Origin of the sequence: Usitatibacter palustris, from assembly GCF_013003985.1 — a bacterium.
GTDB classification, from domain to species: Bacteria; Pseudomonadota; Gammaproteobacteria; order Burkholderiales; family Usitatibacteraceae; genus Usitatibacter; species Usitatibacter palustris.
In genome coordinates this window covers 3,898,947-3,922,260 of sequence record NZ_CP053073.1, presented here as the reverse complement: position 1 = coordinate 3,922,260, position 23,314 = coordinate 3,898,947, and the positions used below count along the sequence as shown (strand labels likewise).

The window sequence follows — 23,314 nt, the reverse complement described above, 5'->3', positions numbered from 1 at the left end:
TTCAGCCCGAGTTGCGCAGTCCCGCCGCGAGGCCGTTGATCGTGAGGTGGATGCCGCGCTTCACCTTCACTTCGGTCGCCCCCGCGCGATAGCGCTTGAGGAGCTCCACCTGCAGGTGGTTGAGCGGATCGAGGTACGGGAAGCGATTGCGGATCGAGCGCGCGAGGGCCGGGTTCGATTCGAGGAATCCGATGCTGCCGGTGATCGTGAAGAACGCGCGCACCGTCGCGTCGAGCTCCGTGCGGATGCGCGAGAAGATCGCGTCGGCGAGCACCGGATCGGGTACCAGGTCCTTGTAGCGCGCGGCGACCGATAGGTCCGCCTTGGCGAGCAGCATCTCCAAGTTGGAAAGCATCGCGCGGAAGAACGGCCACGTGCGCCACATCTCCGCGAGCACGGCCTGCCCTTCGGGGCCGCGCCGGCCGAGGAAGGAATCGACCGCGGAGCCCAGGCCATACCAGCCGGGAAGCATCACGCGGCACTGCGCCCACGAGAACACCCACGGAATCGCGCGCAGGTCCTCGATCCGTTCGGAAGGCTTGCGCGACGCCGGACGTGAACCGATGTTGAGCTCGGCGATCTCGCGAATGGGCGTGGTTGCGCGGAAGAAATCGACGAAGCCCGGCGTTTCGTACACGAGGTCGCGATAGGCCGCGTACGCGGTGGCCGAAAGCTCGTCCATCACCGCGTGGTAGTCGCTGTGCTCGGCGCGAGGCGCGGTGTCCAGGGTCGCGCGTACCGTCGCGGCGAGCAGGGCTTCGAGGTTGCGCCGGCCGATGTCGCGATTCGAATACTTGCTCGCGATGACTTCGCCTTGCTCGGTGAGGCGCAGCTCGCCCTGCACGCTGCCCGGAGGCTGCGCGAGGATCGCGTCGTAGCTCGGGCCGCCGCCGCGCCCGACCGTGCCGCCGCGTCCGTGGAAGAAGCGCAGGCGCACGCCGGCTTCGCGGAACACTTCCACGAGCGCGACTTCGGCCTTGTAGAGCTCCCAGTTCGACGTGAGGTAGCCGCCGTCCTTGTTGCTGTCCGAGTAACCCAGCATCACTTCCTGCACGCCGCCGAGCGAGGCGACGATCGAGCGTGCCTCGGGCAGCGCGAACCATTCGCGCATCGTCTCCGGCGCGCGGCGCAAGTCCGCGATGGTCTCGAAGAGCGGCACGATCTGCAGGCGCGACGTGGGTTTCTCGCCGGGCGTGACCAGCCCCGCTTCCTTGAGCAGCACGGCGACTTCGAGCATGTCCGAGACACTCTCGGCCTTCGAGATCACGTGCTGGCGGATCGCGGCCGCTCCCATGCGCCGGTGCGTGGTTGCCGCGGTCTCGAGGATCGCGAGCTCGCCGCGCGCGAGCTCGGAGTAATCGACGAACAGCGAGCGCAGCATGCGCGGCGACGAGAGCTCCTCGCGCAGGATCCGTTGGCGCACATCCTCGCCCGCGCCGGCGTAGTCGTTCTCGACGTTGGCGCCGCGCAGCAGCTCCACCATCACTTCTTCGTGCACCGCGGAGTTCTGCCGCAGGTCCACGGTCGCGAGGTGGAAACCGAACACGCGCAGGGCCGAGCGCAACCGGCGCAGGCGTCCGTCGGCGAGCAGCGCGCCGTTGTTGCCCCGCAGGCTCGCGTCGATGATGTCGAGGTCCGCGGCGAAGGCCTGCGGATCGGAATAGGGTTCGACCGCGCCGACCGCCGTACGCGAGGCCACCTGCAGCCCGAGTGCGTCGGCGGTCGCGACGAGGCGCGCATACACGCCGGTCAGTGCCCGGCGATACGGCTCATCCTGCCGATGGGGGCTGCGGTCGGGCGAGGTCTCGGCGAGGCGTTCGAGCGCGGGGGTCATGCGCGCGAGCAGGCGCGACACCGGCAGCTCCGCGCCGAGCGCGTGCACTTCGGCCAGGTAGTGATCGAACGCCGTCTGCCCCTGGCGCCGGAAGGCCTGTTCGAGCGTCTCGGCGGTGACGAAGGGGTTGCCGTCGCGATCGCCGCCGACCCAGCTTCCGACGCTGAGCACCGGCGGCAGTTGCGGCCGCGCGCCATCGCCCGGCAACTCGGCGATCGCATCCTCGACGTCTGCCTGCAGCGCGGGCAGCTCCGAGATGAACGTGTAACCGAAGAAGGCGAGCGCGTTCTCGATCTCGTCGCGCACCGCGAGCTTCACGGGGCGCAGCATCCGCGTCTGCCAGAGGCTCGCGATCAGGCGGCGAAGCTCGATCTCCGCGGCGGTGCGTTCCTCGGACAGGGTGCCCGGGGCGTCGCGGCGGGCGAGCCAGTCGGCGATGGCGAGCTGGGCGTCGAGCGTGCTCTTGCGCTGGACTTCGGTCGGGTGCGCGGTGAGCACCGCGGCGACATGGACCTTGGAGAGCGTGGCGATCGAGTCCTCGCGCCGCGTGCCCCGCGACTTCGCTTCCCGGAAGAAGCCCCGCAGGGTCGAGGCGAGGGGCTCCATGCCGTCCTGGCGGTGCTGCCGCTGGCGCCGGAGGTGGTGCCGGTCCTCGGCGATGTTGGCGAGCAGGGAGAAATAGCTGAAGGCGCGGACCACGAGCACCGCCTGCTCGTCGGTCAGGGCGTCGAGGGTGCGGGCGAGCGACTTCCGGGACTCCACGTCCTCGAGCCGCCGGCTCGCCACGGCGAGCTTGCGGATGGTCTCGATCAGGTCGAAGGTGAATTCCCCCTCGTGGTCGCGGATCGTGTCGCCGAGGATCCGGCCGAGCAGGCGGATGTCCTCGCCGAGGGAGGCGTCCTTGTCGCGGGCGGGCGTGTCCATAGGGTAGAGGATAGTAGAATTCGCCCATGCGCCTGTACATCAACGACGTCGCGGTCCGCGACGGCTTCCAGATCGAGAAGACCTTCATCCCGACGAAGACGAAGGTCGAGGTGATCGACCAGCTCTCGCGCACGGGCCTGCACAAGATCGAAGTGACCTCGTTCGTGAGCGCCAAGGCGGTGCCCGCACTCGCCGATGCCAACGAAGTCCTGTCCGCGATCGAGCGGGTTCCGGGTGTGCTCTACGTGGTGCTCGTGCCCAACATCCGCGGCGTGCAGAACGCCGCGGCGACCGCGAAGAAGCCCGACGAGGTGAACGGCGTGATGTCGGCGTCCGAAACCCACAACCGGGCCAACATCAACCGCACGCACGAGCAGTCGCTCGCCGAGCTGCCGACCATGGTGAAGGTCGCGCACGAGGCGGGCATGAAGATCAGCATGAGTCTCTCGACCACCTTCGGCTGCCCGTTCGAGGGCCACGTCGCGGAGGATGTCGTGCTGCGCTTCGTCGAGGCGTATCGCAACGCCGGGGTCGATGCCATCTCGCTCGCCGACACGACGGGCATGGCCAATCCTCGGCAAGTGGAAGACCTCACGCGCAAGGTGCTCGAGCGCTTCCCCGCACCCGACGAAACCTTCTACACGCTGCACTTCCACAACACGCGCGGCATGGGGCTCGCGAATGTCGTCGCCGGCATCGCGGCGGGCGTGCGCTCGTTCGACGGCTCGATCTCCGGCCTCGGCGGTTGCCCCTTCGCGCCGGGCGCGACGGGCAACATCTGCACCGAGGACATGGTGAACATGCTCGAGGACATGGGCTACGACACGCGCGTGGATCTCGCCAAGCTGCTCGCCGTCGCGCGCAACATTCCGGCCATCGTCGGCCACGAAGTCCCGGGCCAGGTGATGAAGGCGGGTGTCACGATGCACCTGCACGACCTGCCCGAATACCTGAGGACCTGACTTGATGCACCGCTGGCTCGCAGTACCGATGTTCCTCGCGGCCAGTTCAGCGGCCGCAGGCGATTTCTCCTCGATCACCAATCTCACGCAGGACCAGTTCCGCCGCCTTTCCGAAGACCTCGGTGCCGCTGCCGCGTACAAGGGTGTCGCGCCCGCCACGCCGCTGGGCCTCGTCGGGTTCGACCTGGGCTTCGTACTGACCTCCACGAACGTCGAGAACTCGAGCCTCTTCGCGCTCGCCGGTGAAGGCAGCCAGTCGGAAATCCTGGTTCCCAAGCTGCAGATCCACAAGGGCCTGATGGCGGGCCTCGACATCGGCGCCTTCATCGGCGCGATGCCCGACCTCGGCGCCACGGTCTACGGGGCGGACCTCAGCTGGGCGTTCGTCGATGACACGCTCACCACGCCGGCCGTTGCCGCGCGCGTCTCGGGTTCGATCACCAATGGATTGGGCATCGATGTCGCGACCGTCGCGCTCGACGCGATGATCTCGAAGAAGTTCGCGATGGTCACGCCGTATGTGGGCGCGGGCGTCGTGCGCGTGCAAAGCAAGGCCGACGGCGGGTTCTCCGAGGAGAAGTTCAACCAGGGCCGGGTCTTCGCCGGCCTCAACGTGAACCTGTCGGTCATCAACCTCGCCTTCGAAGCCGAGAAAATGGGGGACAACACCTCGCTCTCGGCAAAGCTCGGCTGGCGGTTCTAGCAGAAACCTTTCGACTCTCAGGAGGAGCGAATGAAGCGCATCTTTCAGGTGATGGCCGCGGCCATCGTCGGTGTCGCCCTTGCGGCGACGTCGTGGGCCCAGGCGCCCGAAAAGAAGAAGGTCTCGATCGCGGTGGGCGGCAAGAACCTCTTCTACTACCTGCCGCTCACGGTGGCCGAGCGCAAGGGCTACTTCAAGGACGAGGGTCTCGAGGTCGAGATCGCCGATTTCGCCGGCGGCGCGCGCGCGTTGCAGGCGATGGTGGGCGGCTCCGCGGACATGGTGTCGGGCGCCTACGAGCACACGATCAACATGGTCGCGAAGAAGCAGCCGATCAAGGCGGTCGTGCTGCAGGCGAAGTACAGCTCGATGGTCCTGATCCTTCCAAAGGACAAGGCGGCGAAGTACAAGTCCGCGAAGGACCTCAAGGGCGCGAAGGTCGGCGTCACGGCGCCGGGCTCTTCCACCAACATGTTCATCAACAACCTGCTCGTGCGCGGCGGGCTCAAGCCCACCGATGTCTCGATCGTCGGTGTCGGCACGGGTGCGGCCGCTTTCGCGGCGATGGACAAGGGCGAGCTCGACGCGATGGTGAACCTCGATCCCGTCATCTCGCAGCTCGAGGCCACCGGCAAGTTCGTGGCCGTCGCCGACAGCCGCACCGAGAAGGGAATGCAGGAGATCTACGGCGGTGATTACCACGCCTCGGTGATCTACATCACCGACGAGTACATCAAGAAGAACCCGAACACCGTTCAAGCGGTCGTGAATGCGATGGTGCGCGCGGACCGGTGGATCGCGAAGGCCACGCCGCAGGAGATCGTCGACCTCATGCCCGCGGAGTACAAGGCCGGCAACCCGTCGCTCTACAAGGACGCGTTGCTCAAGAACATGATCGGCTTCTCCGAGGACGGGATGATGTCGCTCAAGGCCGCCGAGAACGTCTACAAGATCCTCGTGCAGTTCGAGCCCTCGGTGATGGCCGCGGGCAAGATGGATCTCAACCAGACTTTCGATAATTCGTTCGTCAAGAAGGCGGCGGCGAAATACAAATAGCCACTGTCATCCTGAGGGAGCGCGAGCGACCGAAGGACCTGCTGTGACCGCTGCCGTCGACCTCGACCGCATCACCTGCACCTTCGCCGCGAAGGGCGGGGGCTCGTACACGGCGGTGAAGGACGTCTCGCTCTCGATTGCCGAGGGCGAGTTCGTGAGCGTCGTCGGTCCCACCGGTTGCGGCAAGTCCACGCTCCTCAACGTGGTCGCCGGGTTGCTGCGGCCCTCATCGGGCACGACGTCGGTCTTCGGTGAGACGCTCGCGGGCATCAATCGCCACGCGGGCTACATGTTCCAGTCCGAAGCGCTGATGCCGTGGCGAAGCTGCCTCGACAACGTGACGGCAGGCCTGCAATTTCGCGGCGAGGATGCCGCGGTCGCGCGCGAGAAAGGCGAGGCCTGGCTCGCGCGCGTGGGCCTCGCGGGCTTCGGCGATCGCTACCCGCACCAGCTCTCGGGCGGCATGAGGAAGCGCACGTCGCTCGCGCAGATGCTGATCCTCGATCCGAAGATCCTCCTGATGGACGAGCCGTTCTCCGCGCTCGACATCCAGACGCGCGTGCTCATGGAAAACGAGCTGCTGGAGTTGTGGAGCGCGAACCGGAAGAGCGTGATCTTCATCACGCACGATCTCGAGGAGGCGATCTCGCTCTCCGACCGTGTCGTGATTCTCTCCGCGGGCCCCGCATCGCATCCGATCGGCGAGTTCGCGATCGATCTCCCGCGCCCGCGCGACGTCGCCGAGATCCGCCACAGCCCGCGCTTCATCGAGTTGCACGACCGCATCTGGCACGCGATGAAGGAAGAAGTCCTCAAGGGCTACCAGCAGACGCGCAACAAGGTGGTCGCATGAAGAAGCACCTGTGGATCTGGCAGATCGTGATGCTGTTCGCGATCTTCGGGCTCTGGCAGCTGCTCACGCATCCCGACCTGGTCCCGCCGTTCATGTGGGAGAACCCGAACCGCGCCGCCTTCTTCTTCGGCGAGCCGTGGAAGATGCTGCAGGTGATCTGGGCGTGGTTCACCGACGGAACGATCTATCCGCACCTGTGGGTAACGCTGCAGGAAACGGCGCTCGCCTTCGTGATCGGCTCGGTGCTGGGCCTCGTCGTCGGGCTGTGGCTGGGCCTCTCGCCCACCGCCTCCGCGCTCTTCGATCCCTACATCACCGCGATGAATGCGATGCCGCGCGTGGTCCTCGCGCCCATCTTCATGGTGTGGTTCGGCCTGGGCATCTGGTCGAAGGTCGCGCTCGGCGTGACGCTCGTGTTCTTCATCGTGTTCTTCAACGTCTACCAGGGCGTGAAGGAAGTGAGCCCCGTCGTGCTCAACAACGCGACCATGCTCGGCGCCACGCGCCGGCAGCTGCTTCGCTTCGTGTACCTGCCCTCCGCGACGTCATGGGTGTTCTCGAGCTTGCACACCTCGGTGGGCATGGCATTCGTCGGCGCGGTCGTCGGCGAGTACCTCGGTTCAGCGAAGGGCGTGGGCTATCTCATTCACCAGGCCGAGGGCGCGTTCGACATCAACACGGTGTTCGCGGGGATCTTCGTGCTGACGGCCTTCGCGCTCGTGCTCGACTTCGCCGTCACGCGCGTCGAGCGGCGCCTGCTCGTCTGGCGCCCGACCCAGGGCGAGACCGAACAGCTCTAGTGCCCCGCGCGGGGCTTGCGTCCCGCGCGCGAGAACACGGCATCGAAGAGCGCGTTGGGCAGGATCGTGAGCAGGCGCGCGACGATCGCCATCTGCCAGGGGATCACCGCGAGGCTCGTGCCCGAGTCGATCGCGCGGCCGCAGCGCGTCACGAACTTCTCGACGGGCATGAGGAAAGGCATCGGGTAGGGATTCTTCTCCGTCATCGGGGTCTCGATGTAGCCCGGGCAGATCGTCACGACCTTCACGCCCGTGCCGCGCAGCTCGAGGCGCTGGGCTTCGCAGAAACGGATGGCCGCGGCCTTCGAAGCGCTATAGGCACCCGCACCCGGAAACCCGCGATAGCCCGCGACCGACGCGATGCCCACCAGCGTGCCCGAGCCGCGCGCGCGCATCGGCTCGATGAACGGATGGAACGCGTTCACGATGCCCATCACGTTGATGTCCATGATCTGCCGGAAGGTATCGACGTCGCTCTCGTTCTCCACGAGCGTGCCGTGCGAGATACCGGCGTTGGCGATCACGATGTCGGGCAGCCCCTGGCGCGCGGTGAAATCCTCCGCGGCGGCTTTCACCGCGGCGAGGTCGCGCACGTCACAGGGGTAGACCTCGACAGCTACGCCGAGGGACGACTTCAGGTTGGCGAGGAAGTCGGCGCGCCGGGCCAGCAGGCCAAGACTCGCGCCGCGGCTCGCGTAGTAGCGAGCCAGCGCCTCACCGATACCGCTCGAGGCACCGGTGAGGAAGACGCGCACGCGGCGCTACTTCTTGACGCCTGCGGGCTTGGTGGCCGACGCCGACGCAGGTGCGGCAGCGGCGGCGTTTTCCTTGCGCGACAACGCGACGAGCTCGTCCACGACCGCGAACACGCGGGCGTTGTCGCCCTTCGTGAGCGAGTTGGACGTCATGTACTTGCCGTTCACGAAGATCATCGGCACGCCGTCGACCTTGTACGCGGCCGTCATCTGCGCGGCACGGTTGAGCTTGGTCACCACCGAGAAGGACTTCTCCACCTCGAGGAACTTCGCGACATCCACGCCCTGCTTGGCGAGCCACTCGTCGCGCACCTTGCGGTTGGTGAGGATCACGTTGTCCTGGTGGATCGCGTCGAAGACCTTCTTGTGCATCTTGTCGAGCTGGCCCATCGCCTCGAGCGTGTAGAAGATCACCGCGGTCTGCTTCCATCCTTCGTTGGGGATGGCCGGGACGCGCTTGAACACCACGTCCTTGGGCAGGTTGGCGGCCCACTTCTCGACGAAGGGCTCGAGCTTGTAGCAGTGGCCGCAGCCGTACCAGAAGAACTCGGTGACCTCGACCTTGTCGCCACCTTCGGTGGGCTGGGACGGGTTGAGGACGGTGTATTCCGTCTGGGCGATGGCGGTGCCGGCCGAGAAGGCGAAGGCGCCGAGGGCAATTGCGAGGATTTTGCGCAGGGACATGGTGGAGTTCCTTATTCTTTCTTGGCTTCGTCGGTGCGAATGATGGCTGCGCCGACCCCGTTCTGGGACAGTGCCGACTTGATTCGGTTCGCGGACTCGAGACTTTGGTAGGGGCCGAGGCGGACCCGGTACAGCGTGCCCTTGTCGGGCACCGTGACGGGTTTCACGGACGCTTCCAGACCTACTAACGCAATCTTGGCCTTCAGGTTGTCAGCTTCGGTTTCCGAAGCGAACGCGCCGGCCTGCAGCCAGTAGATTTCGCCGGCGAAAGCCTTGGGCGAGGAGGGCGACGAGCCCGGCTTCGCGGCCGCCGCCGGCGGGGGCGGAGCGGCCTTCGCGGCCTTCACTTCCTTGTCCGTGACTTCCTTTTCGCCCGGGAGGATCTGGTAGAACTCGAAGCGCGGCCGCTCGTTCTTGGTCGGGGTCTTGGCCGCCGCGGTGGCCTCGGGCTTGGTCTTGTCCTTCTCCGCGCCCTTCGATTTCTCCGCGGCCTTCTCGATCGCCTTGGTGACCTCGGGCGGGGGCGGCGGCTGGGTCGCGCCGATCTTGGGCAGCGGCTCGATCGCCTTGCCCTTGTCGACGAAAGGGTTGGAAAGGCGGTTCAACCACAACGCCACCGAGAGCGCGATGATGATGCCCATCAGCAACCCGATGATGATTCCGAGCAGCATCGGGTGCGCGAGACGGCTCTCTCGCGGCGATGAATTTTCTTTTGCGTAATCCTTGGGCATTACATCCTCTCGGGTGCAGAGACACCGAGTGCGGCCAATCCGTTCGCGAGGACCTGTCTGGTCGCGGCGACGAGTGAAAGCCGCGCGAGCTTCACTTTCTCGTCCTCGACAAGAAAGCGCTCCGCATTGTAGTAAGTATGGAGCCGTGCCGCCACGTCGTCATGGAGGAAGTACGTGAGCAGGTGCGGCGCGAACTCGCGCGCCGAGTACGCCACGATCTCCGGGAACTCCGCGAGCTTCTGCGCGAGCGCCACTTCATAGGGGGACTCGAGCGGCGTGAGGTCCACGTTCGCGAGCGAGGCCACGTCGCCTCCCCATTCGCGCAACACGCTGCACACACGCGCGTGCGCGTACTGGACGTAGTACGCAGGGTTCTCGTCGCTCTTGCTCTTCGCGAGCTCGATGTCGAACATGAGCTCCGATTCCGTCGTGCGCATGAGGAAGAAGTAGCGCACGGCGTCGCGGCCGACTTCATCGACGAGGTCGCGCACCGTCACGTAGTCGCCGGCGCGCTTGGACATCTTCACTTCCTCGCCGCCGCGCATCACCTTCACCATCTTGTGGAGCACGTAGTCGGGGTAGCCCTTGGGCACGCCGATCTCGAGCGCCTGCAGGCCCGCGCGCACGCGCGTGACGGTCGAATGGTGGTCCGAACCCTGCACGTTCACGACGTGCTCGAAGCCGCGGCGATACTTGTCGAGGTGATAGGCGACGTCGGGCACGAAGTACGTGTACGTGCCGTCGCCCTTGCGCATCACGCGGTCCTTGTCGTCGCCGAAGTCCGTGGTGCGCAGCCACTGCGCGCCTTCCGACTCGTAGCTGTGGCCGGCCTTGGTAAGCAAATTCACCGTCTCGTCGACCTTGCCGTCGGTGTAGAGCGAGCTTTCCAGGAAGTACGAATCGAACTTCACGCCGAAGGCCTGGAGATCGAGGTCCTGTTCCTTGCGCAGGTACTGCACGGCGTACTGGCGGATCTGGTCGAGGTCGTTGCCATGCGCATCACCGAAATGCGCGCCGGCGTATTCCCGCGCGATGTCGCGGATGTATTCGCCGTTGTAGCCGTCCTTGGGCATCTCGACCGACTCGCCGCGCTCCTGCTTGATGCGCGCCTGCACGGAGAGCGCGAGGTTCGCGATCTGGTTGCCCGCGTCGTTGTAGTAGAACTCGCGCGTGACGCTCCAGCCTTCCCACTCGAGCAGGGTGGCAATGGCGTCGCCCAGGGCCGCCTGCCGGCCGTGGCCCACGTGCAGCGGCCCCGTGGGATTGGCGGAGACGAACTCCACCATGATCTTCTTGCCGCCGGCGAGGTTGGTGCGGCCGAAGTCCTTGCCTTTCGCATGCACCTGGCTCACGACCGCGAAGCGCGAGCCCTTCGCGAGCGTGAAATTGATGAAGCCCGGGCCGGCGATCTCCGTGCGCTCGATCTCCGGCGCCTGGCCGAGGGCGGCGACGATGGCCTCGGCCGCTTCGCGCGGTTTCCTGCCCACGCGCTTGGAAAGCTGCAGGGCCACGTTGCAGGAAAAGTCCCCGTGCGCGGCGTTCTTCGGACGATCGAGGTCGATCGCGACTTCCCCCGCATCGGGAAAGGCTTTGCGAACGGCGGCGTCGATCAGGGAGGCGAGGCGGGACTTCGGATCGGGGGACACGGCTCTGGAGGGCAGCGAAAACGCCCTATTATACGGACGCCTGACAGCCCGAAGCTGTCATCCTGAGCGCGCGAAGGACCTGCTTCTCCCCGTGAACAAAGTCACCTACTGGCTCACCCGTTGGCGTGAATCGGCCGATCCCCATGTCGGCCTCGATTCGCTGCTGGCGCGCGCCCATCCCGAGGCGCCGGCCGAAGAACGCCTCGAGTGGCTCTACGACCTGGGGGCCTGGCTGCGCTCGGATGTCCGGCGCGATGGCGAGGCGCCCGCGACCTCCGCGCAGGCGATCCGCCTCAAGCACCTGCTCTCGATGCTCGAGCGCGACCCGGCGCGCAAGCTCGCCTTCGCCACGGCGCTGCGGACGACGCTCGCGGAGAACGACGCCTTCGACCTGCTCACCGAAACGGGGCTGCCGCGCGAATCGGGTTTCCTCGGCGAGTTCACCAACCGCATGCTGGTGAAGTTCCTGCCCGAGCCGCCGCCCGAGGATCTCGCGGAGCTCTTTCCGCAGATCTTCCCGGACCGCGACGCCGCGGCGAACTTCGAATCGATCGACGAGAGCATCTGGCTCGGCGCGCTCGACCTGCTCTCGCACGGCGATGAGCCTTCGGATGTCCGTGGCTATCGCGCCCGCATCGCCGCGGCGGCCGAGCGTGCATTGGGGGCGCTTGCGATGAACGTCGCCGGGGCGACGCAGGCTTCCGCGCTTCGCCGCCGCATGGAGGAAGCCCCCGGAGACGACCTGCCGACGGCGCGCCTGCCCTTCGCGGTCGAGAATTTCCTGGTGGCCAAGCGCGCGGGCGACGCCGAGGGCCTCGCGCGGGAACACGAGAATCTCAAGCGGGAACTGGGGGCGTCGCTCCTCGCCGTCGAAAGCGGTTACCAGCACCTCGACCGCAAGGGCGTGAGCATCGGCATCGTCTACCAGTTCGAACGCGTGCGCGCCCAGGTGCAGCGGATCGGCGAGCTCGCGGACCTCGTGGCCGATCCGGCGCGCGGCCGCCCGGCGCTGCGATTCTTCCTCGCGAGCCTCATCCGCGACGTGCACGACCACCTCAGCGTCCGTGCCTTGTTGCGGCAGAATTTCTCGCTGCTCTCGCGCAAGATCGTGGAGCGCAGCGCCGAGACCGGCGAGCACTACATCGCCCACGACCGCGCCGAGTACTTCGACATGTTCAAGCGCGCGCTCGGCGGCGGCGCGTTCACCGCGTTCACGGTCTACATCAAGTTCCTCACCTCGCACTTGAAGCTACCCGCGTTCTTCGACGGCCTGCTCGCTTCGATGAACTATTCGATCAGCTTCGTCGCGATCCAGCTGTGCGGCTTCACGCTCGCCACCAAGCAGCCCGCCATGACGGCGCCCGCGCTCGCGCGAAAGATGCAGGGCGTGGACGACCCGAAGAAGATGGACGCGCTGGTCGACGAGGTGGCCGACCTCGTGCGCTCGCAGTCCGCGGCGATCTTCGGCAACCTCCTCGCGGTCGCGCCCGTTGCAGTCGCGATCTACTACCTGCTCACGAGCGTGGTGGGACTGGCGCCGGTCGATCCGGAGAAGGCGTTGAAGGTGATGGACTCGCTCTCGATCTGGGGGCCGACGCTGCTCTTCGCGGCGTTCACCGGCGTGCTCCTGTGGTTCTCGAGCGTGGTCGCGGGGTGGGTGGAGAACTGGTTCGTCTATCGCGAGCTGGGCCCGGCCATCGAGCACCATCGCCGGCTGCGCTACGTGTTCGGGCCGAGCGGTGCTCGGCGCATCGCGCGTTTCTTCGAGCACGAGATCGCGGGCTTCGCGAGCAACGTGAGCCTGGGATTCATGCTCGGCAGCATTCCCGTGATCCTGCTCTTCTACGGGGTTCCGCTCGAGGTGCGGCACGTGACGCTGTCGACCGGGCAGCTCGCCTCCGCGGTTTCGGCGCTCGGGGTCGAGTCGATGTTGCGGCCGGGGTTCTGGCTGGCGGTCGCCGGTATCGCGGGCATCGGCACGCTGAACCTCGGCGTGAGCTTCGCGCTCGCGCTCAACGTCGCCATCCGGGCGCGCGGCATCTCGGGGGTGACGCGCTGGCGGGTGTATCGCGCCATCATCCGGCGCATGATTTCGCGGCCGGCGACCTTCCTTTTTCCGCCTAGAGCTCCTGCGGATCCACGTCCAGGGTCCACCTGACGCGCCGCTCGGCCTTCGCGTCGAGCGCGGACTTCCATTCACGCAGGAACGGCTGCAGGGCCGCGCGCGACTTGGCGCGCACCAGTAGCTGCGCGCGCTCGAAGCCAGCCTTGCGTGCCATGCGCGCGGGCACCGGATCGAAGATCTCGACGCGCGAGGCGAAGCGCTTGGCCAGCCGCGCGGCCGATTCCAGGAACTCCTCGGCCTCGCCCGCCTTCTTCGATTCCGCGCGCAGTAGCGCGAGGTGCGCGTACGGAGGGAACCCCGCGGCGCGGCGCTCGGTGAGCGTCTCTTCGGCGAACGCCGCGAAATCGTTGCGGGCCACGGCCGCGTAGAGCGGATGCGTGGGGAAATCGGTCTGGATCAGGACTTCGCCCGCGAGCGCGGCGCGGCCCGCGCGCCCGCCGACCTGCACGAGCTGCGCGAACAATCGCTCGGAAGCGCGGAAGTCCGCGCTGAACAGCGCGCTGTCGCTGTCGAGCGCCACGACGAGGGTGAGTCCCGGGTAATCGTGGCCCTTCGCGAGCATCTGCGTGCCCACGAGAATGTCGACCTCGGATGCATGCACCCGATCGAGAACCTCCTTCAGCGCGCCCTTGCGGGCGGTCGAATCGCGATCGACGCGCGCGATGCGCGCTTTCGGGAACAGCGCCTGCAGCGATTCTTCGACGCGCTGCGTCCCCTGCCCCACGGGCGCGAGATCCATGCCGCCACATTTCGGGCATCGCGGCGGCACGCGGCCGAGGAACCCGCAATGGTGGCAGCGCATCTCGCCCGAATTGAGATGCAGGACGAGGTTCGCGCTGCAGCGCTTGCAGGTCGAATGCCACGCGCAATCGCGGCAATAGAGCACCGGAGCGAAGCCGCGGCGATTGACGAAGATGAGGCTCTGTTCACCGCGCTCGAGCCGCGCGGCCACGGCGTCGCGCATGGCGCGTGAAATCCCGTCGACGGGCTTGTCGACGCGTGTGTCGATCATGCGCACGACGGGAAGTGCGGCACCGGTCGCGCGCTGCGCGAGCTTCGCGTGCGCATAGCGCTTGTCGCGCGCGTTCGTGTAGCTCTCCAGCGAGGGCGTGGCCGAGCCCAGGATGACGGGGATGCCCAGCGACTGCGCCCGGCGCACCGCGACGTCGCGGGCGGAGTAGCGCAGCCCCTCCTGCTGCTTGTACGAGGCGTCGTGCTCTTCATCGACGATGATGAGGCCCAGGTCCGCGAACGGAGAGAGCACGGCAAGGCGCGTTCCGAGCACGATGCGCGCGGTGCCCGACTGCGCCGCGAGCCACGCCTGCGCGCGCTCGCCCTCGGAGCGATGGCTGTGCGCGGCGATGACGGCCTCGCCGGGGAAGCGGCCGCGCACTCGCGACTCCAGCTGCGGCGTGAGTCCGATCTCGGGAACGAGGTACAGCGCCTGCCGGCCGCGTGCGAGGGCCTCGGCGATCGCGCGCAGGTACACCTCGGTCTTGCCGCTTCCGGTGATGCCCTCGAGCAGCACGGGATGGAATCGATCGAAGGATGCGAGCACGGTGGCGAGCGCCGCTTCCTGCTCGGCCGTTGGCGGCGGACCCTCGGCGATCGGTCCGCGCGCGGTGGCGGGAGCGGCCGGTGCCAGCTTGCGTCGACGCGCTTGCCGCAGCCGTGGCGGCAGGCTCGCCGCGATCACCTCGCCCAACGGGCGCAGGTAGTAGTTGGCGCAGAAGCGGTAGAGATCGAGCTCGTCGCGGCCCAATGGCGCCACGTCCGCGACCACGCTTTCGATGTCGCGCAGCTTCTCGGGGGCGATCTCGCTGCGGGCGATGCGTCCCGTGACCACGCCCACCTTGCGAGTGCGCCCGAAGGGCACGACGACGAGGTTTCCGACCTCCGGATCGAGCCCCTCGGGAACGCGGAAATCGAAGGTCGCCACGAGGGGAACATCGAGGCAAACCTGGACGATCCGGCGCTCATTTCCCACTGGATTTCCTGCTGTGGATAAACCTGTGAATACCTGCTCGCCCCGGGAAAAGCGCCCCGGAACGCGCCCGGGCGGGCGCCGTCATGCGGCACCGCAACACAGGGCAAGTCTCTGATTGGCAAGCGATTAATGGCATTTGCTTGCATGTCGCATCGTAAAACGCGCCGGACGGGCGAGAACGAGACTTGTGTGAATAAGCAATCACTACTGAGCAAATATTTTTCTTGACACCACCTATCGCGAAGCGACGCCCGGGGAGGCGGCGTGCACCGCTTCCACGAGGGCTGCAACGTGCTCTGGAGGCGTGTGCTGCGAGATGCCGTGGCCCAGGTTGAAAACGTGGCCGGGGCCTTTTCCGAAGCGCCCGAGAATGCGCTTCGCCTCGGCCTGGATGGAGGCCGGGGAGCCGAAGAGCGCCATCGGATCCATGTTGCCCTGCAGGGCGACGCGGTTACCCACGCGTTCGCGTGCGCGGCCGATGTCGGTCGTCCAATCGACGCCCAGCGCGTCGGCGCCGCTATCGGCCATCGCCTCGAGCCATTGGCCGCCGCCCTTGGTGAAGAGGATCCGCGGGATCACGCGGCCCTCGGGCTCGCGCGTGAGGCCCGCGAGGATCTTGCGCGAGTAGGCGAGCGAGAACTCTTCGTACGCCGCGTGCGAAAGCGTTCCGCCCCACGTGTCGAAGATCATCACCGCCTGCGCGCCCGCATCGATCTGCGCGTTGAGATAGGCGGTGACGGCGCGCGCATTCACTTCGAGCATGCGATGGAGCAGATCGGGCCGCGCGTAGAGCATCGACTTCACGAGACGGAAGTCGTCGCTGCCGCCGCCTTCGATCATGTAGCACGCGAGCGTGAACGGGCTGCCCGAGAAACCGATCAACGGGACCTTGCCCGCGAGTTCGCGGCGCGTGAGCGAGATCGCGTCGAAGACATAGCGCAGCTTCTCGAGATCGGGGTCGGCGAGCTTCGCGATGTCGGCTTCGGTGCGCGCGGGCCGCTCGAACTTCGGCCCCTCGCCATCGGCGAAGTAGAGGCCGAGCCCCATCGCATCGGGCACGGTGAGGATGTCGGAGAAGATGATCGCCGCATCGAGCGGAAAACGCGCGAGCGGCTGGAGCGTGACTTCGCAGGCGAGTTCAGGCGTCTGGGCGAGCTTGAGGAAGCTCCCCGCCTTCTTTCGCGTGGCGTTGTACTCCGGGAGGTAGCGCCCCGCCTGCCGCATGATCCAGATCGGCGTGTACGGCGTGGGCTGGCGCAGCAAGGCGCGGAGGAAAGTGTCATTCATAAGCGCTGTCATCCTGAGGGGGGGCAGCCCCCGAAGGACCTGCTGTTGATTGCCAGTTTACAGATGCCGGTCGAGGAACCGCGTGATCGCCGGCATGTACGCGGGATCGAGCTCGAGGTCGTTGTGGCCGCGGCCTTTGAGCAGGACCTTTTCCGCGGGGCCTCCCCAGAGCGACGCGAGCTTTTCGGAATGCGCGGGGCCGATGATGGTGTCGGCACTGCCGTAGACGAACAACGCGGGCATCATGAGCTTCGGTGCGAGCGCTGCCGAATCGAACGGGTGCTTGATCAGCAGGCCGATCGGGAACCACGGGTAGTGCGCTTTCGCCACTTCGCGAATGCTGTCGTAGGCCGAGGTGAGCACCACGCACTTCACGCTTCGCTTGGCCGCCACATGGACCGCCACGCCCGTGCCGAGGCTGCGGCCGTGCACGGCGATGCGCGACGCGTCGATGTCCGTGCGCTTCGCGGCCCAGTCGTAGAGCTCGATCGCGTCGCCGAGCAGGGCCGCCTCGCCGGGCTTGCCTTCGCTCTCGCCATAACCGCGGTAGTTCACGAGTAGCATCGCGCGCGCGCCGAACTGATCGGCCGCCGGTGCGGAGGCCGTGAGCTCCTCCGCGTTGCCGCCATACGAGATCAACAGGGGATGCGGGCCCGACGTCGCCGGCTTGAGCAGGACGCCCGCGAGCTTCGTGCCGTCCTGGGTGGTGAAGCGCACCTCCTCGAGGATCCAGCCGGGAGGAGGGCGTGGCTTGCCGTACAGGGGCTGCGGATGGAAGAGAAGGCTCTCCTGCGCGAACCAGAGCAGGCCGGCGACGCCGAGGTAGCCCGCGGCGGCCGTGAGCGCGAGGGACTTGAGCACGGAGCCCCTAGCGGGGCAGGTCGGAGGCGCCCATGAGGAAGGCGTCGACCTCGCGCGCGGCCTGGCGGCCCTCGCGAATGGCCCAGACCACGAGCGACTGGCCGCGGCGCATGTCGCCCGCCGCGAACACCTTCGGGACCGACGTGGCGTAGCAGCCCGCGCCATCGGTGGTGGCCTTCACGTTGCCGCGCGCGTCCTTCGCGACGCCGAGCTCCGTGATCATGCCTTCGTGCACGGGATGGACGTAGCCCATCGCGAGCAGCACGAGGTCGGCGGGCAGCGTGAACTCCGAGCCGGGGACTTCCTTCATGCTCATCGCGCCCTTCGCGTCCTTCACCCATTCGACCTTGCAGGCGGTGAGGCTCTCGATCTTGCCGTTCTTGCCCTGGAGCGATTTGGTGGTGACCGCGAAATCGCGTTGCGCGCCTTCCTCGTGCGACGAGGACGTGCGCAGCTTCATCGGCCAGTAGGGCCACGTGAGCGGCTTGTCTTCTTGATCGGGCGGCTGCGGGAGTAGCTCGAAGTTCATGACCGACTTGGCGCCCTGGCGGATCGAGGTGCCGATGCAGTCGCTGCCGGTGTCACCGCCGCCGATCACGATCACGTGCTTGCCGGTGGCGAGGATCTGGTTCGCGACCTTGTCGCCCGCGACCTTCTTGTTCTGCAGCGGGAGGAAGTCCATCGCGAAGTGCACGCCGGAGAGCTCGCGGCCGGGCACGGGGAGATCGCGCGGCTTCTCGGAGCCGCCGGTGAGCACCACCGCATCGAAATCGGCGAGGAGCTTCGCGGCGGGGAGGTTCACGCCGACGTGCGAGTTGACGGCGAAGGTGACGCCCTCGGCCGCCATTTGCTCGCAGCGCTTGTCGATGAGGGTCTTCTCCATCTTGAAGTCGGGAATGCCGTAGCGAAGCAGGCCCCCGATGCGGTCGGCCTTCTCGAACAGCGTGACCGCGTGGCCGGCGCGCGCGAGCTGCTGGGCGCACGACATGCCCGCGGGCCCGGAGCCGACGACCGCGACCTTCTTGCCGGTCTTCACCGCGGCGAGCTGCGGCCCGATCCAGCCTTCGGCCCAGCCCTTGTCGACGATCGCCTGTTCGATCGACTTGATCGCCACCGGGTCGTTGTTGATGTTGAGCACGCACGCCGCTTCGCACGGCGCCGGGCACACGCGGCCCGTGAACTCGGGGAAGTTGTTCGTGGAGTGCAGGATCTCGAGCGCCTCGCGCCAGTTGCCGCGATACACGAGGTCGTTCCAGTCCGGAATGATGTTGTTGACCGGGCAGCCCGTCTGGCAGAAGGGAATGCCGCAGTCCATGCAGCGCGCGCCCTGCTGGCTCATCTCCAGGTCGCCCAGCGGCCGGACGAATTCCTTGTAGACCTTCACGCGCTCCGTGACCGGCGCGTATCCCCGGTCCTTGCGCGCGATTTCCATGAAGCCGGTGATCTTGCCCATCAGTCGTTCGCCCTGACTTCGTTGGAGGTAAGCGGTTGCCCGCGCTTGGCTTGCTCCGCGGACATCTCCGCCAGGGCCCGCTTGTATTCGATCGGCATCACCTTCACGAACTTCGGCAGGTACGCCGTCCAGTTTTCGAGGACGCGCCGCGCCCGCTCGCTGCCCGTGAAGAGCAGGTGGCGCTGGATGAGGGCTTTCAGCGTCGCGTCGTCGTGGCCGCCCATGTGGTCGATGCTCACCTTGCCGTGGGTCTCGAGCTCGCCGTTGCCGCCCGATTCGATCGCCGCGTGGTCTTCCTCGGGGATGGGCTCGAGCTCGACCATCGACAGGTTGCAGCGCTGCGCGAAATCGCCTTCTTCGTCGAGCACGTACGCGATGCCGCCCGACATGCCGGCGGCAAAGTTGCGTCCCGCCTTGCCGAGCACGACGACGGTGCCGCCCGTCATGTATTCGCAGCCGTGGTCGCCCACGCCTTCGACGACCGCGGTGGCACCTGAATTGCGAACGCAGAAACGCTCGCCGGCCACACCGCGGAAATAAGCTTCGCCCGTGATCGCGCCGTACATCACCGTGTTGCCGATGATGATGTTCTCCTCGGGAATGATCGGGCATTCCTTGGGCGGATAGACGATGACGCGCCCGCCCGAGAGGCCCTTGCCGACGTAGTCGTTGCCGTCACCCTCGAGTTCGAAGGTGATGCCGTGCGCGAGCCAGCCGCCGAAGGTCTGCCCCGCGGTGCCCTTGAACTTCACGTGGATCGAGTCGTCGGGAAGGCCCGCGTGGCCGTAGCGGCGCGCGACCTCGCCCGAGAGCATCGCGCCCACGGTGCGGTTGCGGTTCTGGATGCGGCTCTCGAACTGCACCGGCTTCTTCGAATCGAGCGCGGCCTTTGCTTTCGCCATAAGCTCGTGGTCGAGCGCCTTGTCGAGGCCGTGGTTCTGCTTCTCGGTCTGGTGGATCCCGACCTCGGGGCCGACGTCCGGGCGGTGGAAGAGCTTGCTGAAATCCAGGCCCTTCGCCTTCCAGTGGTTGATGCCGGGCGCCAGATCGAGGCGATCGGCGCGGCCGACCATCTCGGCGAACGAGCGGAAGCCGAGCTTCGCCATGTGCTCGCGCACTTCCTCGGCGACGAAGAAGAAGTAGTTGATGACGTGCTCGGGCTTGCCCGTGAATTTCTTGATGAGCTCCGGATCCTGCGTGGCCACGCCGACCGGGCACGTGTTCAGGTGGCACTTCCTCATCATGATGCAGCCTTCGACCACGAGCGGCGCCGTGGCGAAGCCGAACTCGTCCGCACCCAGGAGCGCGCCGATCACGACGTCGCGGCCGGTCTTCATCTGGCCGTCGGCCTGCACGCTGATGCGGCTGCGCAGCTTGTTGAGCACCAGCGTCTGCTGGGTTTCCGCGAGCCCGATTTCCCACGGGCTGCCGGCGTACTTCACCGAAGAGAGCGGCGAGGCGCCCGTGCCGCCGTCGTGGCCCGAGATCGTGACGTGGTCGGCCTTGGCCTTGGCAACGCCCGCGGCCACCGTGCCCACGCCAATCTCGGAGACCAGCTTCACCGAGACGCGCGCGGCCGGGTTCACGTTCTTGAGGTCGTGGATGAGTTGCGCGAGATCCTCGATCGAATAGATGTCGTGGTGCGGCGGCGGCGAGATGAGGCCCACGCCGGGCACCGTGTGGCGGACCTTCGCGATGTACTTCGAGACCTTGTGGCCGGGAAGCTGGCCGCCTTCGCCGGGCTTCGCGCCCTGCGCCATCTTGATCTGCAGGTCGTCGGCGTTCACGAGGTACTCGGCCGTGACGCCGAAGCGGCCCGCGGCCACCTGCTTGATCGCCGAGCGCATGGAATCGCCGTTGGCGAGCGGGATGTAGCGCGTCGGATCCTCGCCGCCTTCGCCGGTGTTCGACTTGCCGCCCATGCGATTCATCGCGATGGCGAGCGTGGAGTGCGCTTCGTGCGAAATGGAGCCCAGCGACATGGCGCCGGTGGCGAAGCGCTTCACGATGTCCTTGGCCGGCTCGACTTCCTCGAGCGGCACGGGCTTGTCGGATTCAAGGATCCGGAAGAGCCCGCGCAGGGTCATCAACTTCTGCGTCTGGTCGTTGATGAGCTTCGAGTACTCCTTGTACGTCGCGAAGTTGTTCGCGCGCGTGGCGTGCTGGAGCTTCGCGATCGTGTCGGGCGTCCACATGTGCGCTTCGCCGCGGATGCGGTAGGCGTAGTCGCCGCCGGCATCGAGCTGGCTCGCGTAGAGCGGCGCGTCCGAATAGGCGAGCGTGTGCAGTCGCACGGTTTCCGTGGCGACTTCCGCGAGGCCGATGCCCTCGACGGCCGTCGAGGTGCCCGTGAAGTACTTGTCGATGAATTTCGTGTTGAGGCCCACGGCCTCGAAGATCTGCGCGCCGCAGTACGACTGGTACGTGGAGATGCCCATCTTGGACATCACCTTCAGCAGCCCCTTGCCGATCGCCTTGATGTAGCGCTTGACCAGCTCCTTGTCGTCGACCTTCTGCGGGAGCGCGTCCTTGATGTCGAGAAGCGTGGCGAACGCGAGGTTCGGGTGGATCGCTTCCGCGCCGAAGCCCGCGAGGCAGGCGAAGTGGTGCACCTCGCGCGCCGAACCGGTTTCCACGACGAGGCCGCAACGCGTGCGCAGGCCCGCGCGCACGAGGTGGTGATGGACTGCGGCGGTGCCGAGGAGCGCGGGAATCGCGATCTTCGTCTCGGCCAGTTCGCGGTCGGTGAGGATGATGATGTTGACGCCCTTCTTCACGGCGTCCTCGGCATCGGCGCACATGCGCGCGAGCGCGGGCTCCATGCCTTCGGTTCCCCACTCGGCCGGATAGCACATCGAGAGCACTTCGCTCTTGAAGTGGCCGTTGGTGAACTCGTCGGCACGGCGCAGCTTCTCCATGTCCTCGAACGTGAGGATGGGCTGCGAGACCTCCAGGCGCATCACCGGCTCGGTGGAATCGGGCGAGAGCAGGTTGGGGCGCGGGCCGATGAACGACACGAGCGACATCACGAGTTGCTCGCGGATCGGATCGATCGGCGGGTTCGTCACCTGCGCGAAGAGTTGGCGGAAGTAGCTGTAGAGCGGGCGCGCGCGATCCGAAAGGACCGCGACGGGCGTGTCATCGCCCATCGAGCCCAGCGCCTCTTCGCCGGCGGTGGCCATCGGCGTGAGGAGCAGCTTCAGGTCTTCCTGCGTGTAGCCGAAGGCCTGCTGGCGGTCGAGAAGCTTGTCGGTATCCGGCGTTGGGATGTCTTCCGGCATCGGAATGTCCTCGAGCCGGATCTGCGTGCGGTCGAGCCAGTCCTGGTACGGGCGCTGCGCGGCGAGGTCGCGCTTGAGCTCCTCGTCGGAGACGATGCGGCCGTGCTCGATGTCGACGAGCAGCATCTTGCCCGGCTGCAGGCGCCACTTGCGGACGATCTTTTCCTGCGGGATGTCGAGCACGCCCATTTCCGACGACATGACGATGAGGTCGTCGTCGGTGATGAAGTAGCGCGCGGGGCGAAGGCCGTTGCGGTCGAGCGTGGCGCCGATGAACTTGCCGTCGGTGAATGCCACCGCGGCAGGGCCGTCCCACGGCTCCATCAACGCCGCGTGGTACTCGTAGAACGCGCGGCGGCGCGCATCCATCAGCGGGTTGCCCGCCCACGCCTCGGGAATCATCAGCATCATCGCGTGCGCGATCGGATAGCCGCCCATGAGCAGCAGCTCGAGCGCGTTGTCGAACGACGCGGAGTCCGACTGGCCGTCGTAGATCAGCGGCCAGATCTTGTCGAGGTCCTCGCCGAGCAGCTTCGAGTGGATCGTCGCCTGGCGCGAACGGATCCAGTTGAGGTTGCCCTGGAGCGTGTTGATCTCGCCGTTGTGCGCGATGAAGCGGAACGGATGCGCGAGGTCCCACGTCGGGAACGTGTTCGTCGAGAAGCGCTGGTGCGCAAGGCACAGCGCCGAGGTGAAGCGCTTGTCGTGGAGATCCGTGTAGAACTCGCCCACCTGGTGAGCGAGCAGCATCCCCTTGTAGACGATCGTGCGGTGCGAGAACGACGGCACGTAGAAATCGCCCGCGTTCGCGAGGCCCAGCGCGCGGATCGCGTGGCCGAGCGACTTGCGAATGATGTAGAGCTTGCGTTCGAAGGCGTCGCGATCGAGCTGCTTGCGGCCCGCACCCACGAACACCTGGCGGATCACGGGCATCGTGGCGAGCGCGGTGGGGCCGAGGCTTGCGGTGGAGATGGGTACGTCGCGCCACCCGAGCAACTGCTGGCCTTCATTGGCGATCGCGCGCTCGATTTCGCGAATGCACGCATCGCGCGCCGCGGGATTGCGCGGCAGGAACACCATGCCCACGCCGTACGCGCCGGCCTTGGGCAGCTTCACGCCTTGCCTGGCCATTTCCTCGCGGAAAAAGGCATCCGGAATCTGGATCAGTACACCCGCGCCGTCCCCATGCAGCGGATCCGCACCCGTCGCACCGCGGTGCGTGAGGTTGTTCAGGATCGTGAGGCCCTTTTCCACGATGTCGTGCGACTTCTTGCCCTTGATGTGCGCGACAAAGCCCACGCCGCAGGCATCGCGCTCGTGGCGCGGGTCGTAGAGACCCTGTTTCGGCGGCAAGCCGGCTCTCTGGCCCATT

The 23,314-nt window shown here is 66.8% G+C and carries 16 protein-coding genes; 6 read left to right on the top strand and 10 right to left on the bottom strand.

Features of this window, described 5'->3' with window-relative positions; all coding sequences use genetic code 11:
- Position 1: 1 nt before the first annotated feature.
- The gene (gene ppc, locus DSM104440_RS18990; protein ID WP_171165470.1) at positions 2 to 2,758 is read right to left on the bottom strand and encodes a phosphoenolpyruvate carboxylase; all 2,757 of its coding nucleotides are present in this window, start codon (positions 2,756 to 2,758) and stop codon (positions 2 to 4) included.
- A 26-nt stretch (positions 2,759 to 2,784) separates the two neighbouring features.
- On the opposite strand from ppc, the gene DSM104440_RS18985 reads away from it, so the two are divergent.
- The 5 genes from DSM104440_RS18985 to DSM104440_RS18965 are packed head-to-tail and all read left to right on the top strand — an operon-like array spanning position 2,785 to position 7,132.
- Positions 2,785 to 3,720 carry a hydroxymethylglutaryl-CoA lyase gene (locus tag DSM104440_RS18985; protein WP_171165468.1) on the top strand — a complete coding sequence of 312 codons (936 nt, stop codon included), beginning with the start codon at positions 2,785 to 2,787 and terminating at the stop codon, positions 3,718 to 3,720.
- Between the two features lie 4 nt (positions 3,721 to 3,724).
- Positions 3,725 to 4,423: a hypothetical protein gene (locus DSM104440_RS18980; RefSeq protein ID WP_212758140.1), complete on the top strand. Its 699-nt coding sequence runs from the start codon at positions 3,725 to 3,727 to the stop codon at positions 4,421 to 4,423.
- Positions 4,424 to 4,453: 30 nt separating this feature from the next.
- Complete coding sequence (locus DSM104440_RS18975; RefSeq protein ID WP_171165466.1) at positions 4,454 to 5,479, top strand: ABC transporter substrate-binding protein; 1,026 nt, start codon at positions 4,454 to 4,456, stop codon at positions 5,477 to 5,479.
- 43 nt (positions 5,480 to 5,522) lie between these two features.
- Positions 5,523 to 6,332, top strand: a complete 810-nt coding sequence (locus DSM104440_RS18970) for an ABC transporter ATP-binding protein (RefSeq protein ID WP_171165465.1) — start codon at positions 5,523 to 5,525, stop codon at positions 6,330 to 6,332.
- Positions 6,329 to 7,132: an ABC transporter permease gene (locus tag DSM104440_RS18965; RefSeq protein WP_171165464.1), complete on the top strand. Its 804-nt coding sequence runs from the start codon at positions 6,329 to 6,331 to the stop codon at positions 7,130 to 7,132. Before DSM104440_RS18970 ends, DSM104440_RS18965 begins: the two co-directional genes overlap by 4 nt.
- On the opposite strand, the gene DSM104440_RS18960 is transcribed toward DSM104440_RS18965, so the two are convergent.
- The 4 genes from DSM104440_RS18960 to argS are packed head-to-tail and all read right to left on the bottom strand — an operon-like array spanning position 7,129 to position 10,948.
- Positions 7,129 to 7,887, bottom strand: coding sequence for an SDR family oxidoreductase (locus DSM104440_RS18960; RefSeq protein ID WP_171165463.1), 759 nt, complete (start codon positions 7,885 to 7,887; stop codon positions 7,129 to 7,131). The two genes, DSM104440_RS18965 and DSM104440_RS18960, sit on opposite strands and share 4 nt — an antisense overlap.
- A 6-nt stretch (positions 7,888 to 7,893) precedes the next feature.
- Positions 7,894 to 8,571 carry a thiol:disulfide interchange protein DsbA/DsbL gene (locus DSM104440_RS18955; RefSeq protein ID WP_171165462.1) on the bottom strand — a complete coding sequence of 226 codons (678 nt, stop codon included), beginning with the start codon at positions 8,569 to 8,571 and terminating at the stop codon, positions 7,894 to 7,896.
- An 11-nt stretch (positions 8,572 to 8,582) separates the two neighbouring features.
- Positions 8,583 to 9,242, bottom strand: coding sequence for an SPOR domain-containing protein (locus tag DSM104440_RS18950; RefSeq protein ID WP_246212064.1), 660 nt, complete (start codon positions 9,240 to 9,242; stop codon positions 8,583 to 8,585).
- Between the two features lie 59 nt (positions 9,243 to 9,301).
- Positions 9,302 to 10,948 carry an arginine--tRNA ligase gene (gene argS / locus DSM104440_RS18945; protein ID WP_171165460.1) on the bottom strand — a complete coding sequence of 549 codons (1,647 nt, stop codon included), beginning with the start codon at positions 10,946 to 10,948 and terminating at the stop codon, positions 9,302 to 9,304.
- Between the two features lie 91 nt (positions 10,949 to 11,039).
- Here argS and DSM104440_RS18940 point away from each other — a divergent pair, with 91 nt between their 5' ends.
- Entirely contained in the window at positions 11,040 to 13,106 is a 2,067-nt protein-coding gene (locus DSM104440_RS18940; protein ID WP_171165458.1) for a site-specific recombinase, read from the top strand.
- Here the strand turns inward: DSM104440_RS18940 and DSM104440_RS18935 are convergent.
- From DSM104440_RS18935 to gltB, 5 genes are all read right to left on the bottom strand, one after another.
- Positions 13,069 to 15,060, bottom strand: coding sequence for a primosomal protein N' (locus DSM104440_RS18935; RefSeq protein WP_171165456.1), 1,992 nt, complete (start codon positions 15,058 to 15,060; stop codon positions 13,069 to 13,071). The two genes, DSM104440_RS18940 and DSM104440_RS18935, sit on opposite strands and share 38 nt — an antisense overlap.
- Positions 15,061 to 15,294: 234 nt before the next feature.
- The gene (gene hemE, locus DSM104440_RS18930; RefSeq protein ID WP_171165454.1) at positions 15,295 to 16,359 is read right to left on the bottom strand and encodes a uroporphyrinogen decarboxylase; all 1,065 of its coding nucleotides are present in this window, start codon (positions 16,357 to 16,359) and stop codon (positions 15,295 to 15,297) included.
- 45 nt (positions 16,360 to 16,404) lie between these two features.
- On the bottom strand, positions 16,405 to 17,208 hold the full coding sequence (locus tag DSM104440_RS18925) for an alpha/beta hydrolase (RefSeq protein ID WP_171165451.1): 804 nt from the start codon (positions 17,206 to 17,208) through the stop codon (positions 16,405 to 16,407).
- 7 nt (positions 17,209 to 17,215) lie between these two features.
- Positions 17,216 to 18,661 (bottom strand): glutamate synthase subunit beta, encoded by a 1,446-nt coding sequence (locus DSM104440_RS18920; RefSeq protein WP_171165449.1) that lies wholly within the window; start codon positions 18,659 to 18,661, stop codon positions 17,216 to 17,218.
- Positions 18,661 to 23,313 (bottom strand): glutamate synthase large subunit, encoded by a 4,653-nt coding sequence (gene gltB, locus DSM104440_RS18915; protein WP_171165447.1) that lies wholly within the window; start codon positions 23,311 to 23,313, stop codon positions 18,661 to 18,663. The genes DSM104440_RS18920 and gltB overlap by 1 nt, the downstream gene beginning before the upstream one ends.
- Position 23,314 lies beyond the last annotated feature (1 nt).

Bases quoted from the DNA above. Each gene is read 5' to 3' on its own strand.
- ppc (WP_171165470.1), bottom strand. From the start codon at position 2,758: ATGGACACGCCCGCCCGCGACAAGGACGCCTCCCTCGGCGAGGACATC.
- DSM104440_RS18985 (WP_171165468.1), top strand. From the start codon at position 2,785: ATGCGCCTGTACATCAACGACGTCGCGGTCCGCGACGGCTTCCAGATC.
- DSM104440_RS18980 (WP_212758140.1), top strand. From the start codon at position 3,725: ATGCACCGCTGGCTCGCAGTACCGATGTTCCTCGCGGCCAGTTCAGCG.
- DSM104440_RS18975 (WP_171165466.1), top strand. From the start codon at position 4,454: ATGAAGCGCATCTTTCAGGTGATGGCCGCGGCCATCGTCGGTGTCGCC.
- DSM104440_RS18965 (WP_171165464.1), top strand. From the start codon at position 6,329: ATGAAGAAGCACCTGTGGATCTGGCAGATCGTGATGCTGTTCGCGATC.
- DSM104440_RS18955 (WP_171165462.1), bottom strand. From the start codon at position 8,571: ATGTCCCTGCGCAAAATCCTCGCAATTGCCCTCGGCGCCTTCGCCTTC.
- DSM104440_RS18950 (WP_246212064.1), bottom strand. From the start codon at position 9,242: ATGCTGCTCGGAATCATCATCGGGTTGCTGATGGGCATCATCATCGCG.
- hemE (WP_171165454.1), bottom strand. From the start codon at position 16,359: ATGACAGCGCTTATGAATGACACTTTCCTCCGCGCCTTGCTGCGCCAG.
- DSM104440_RS18920 (WP_171165449.1), bottom strand. From the start codon at position 18,661: ATGGGCAAGATCACCGGCTTCATGGAAATCGCGCGCAAGGACCGGGGA.
- gltB (WP_171165447.1), bottom strand. From the start codon at position 23,313: ATGGGCCAGAGAGCCGGCTTGCCGCCGAAACAGGGTCTCTACGACCCG.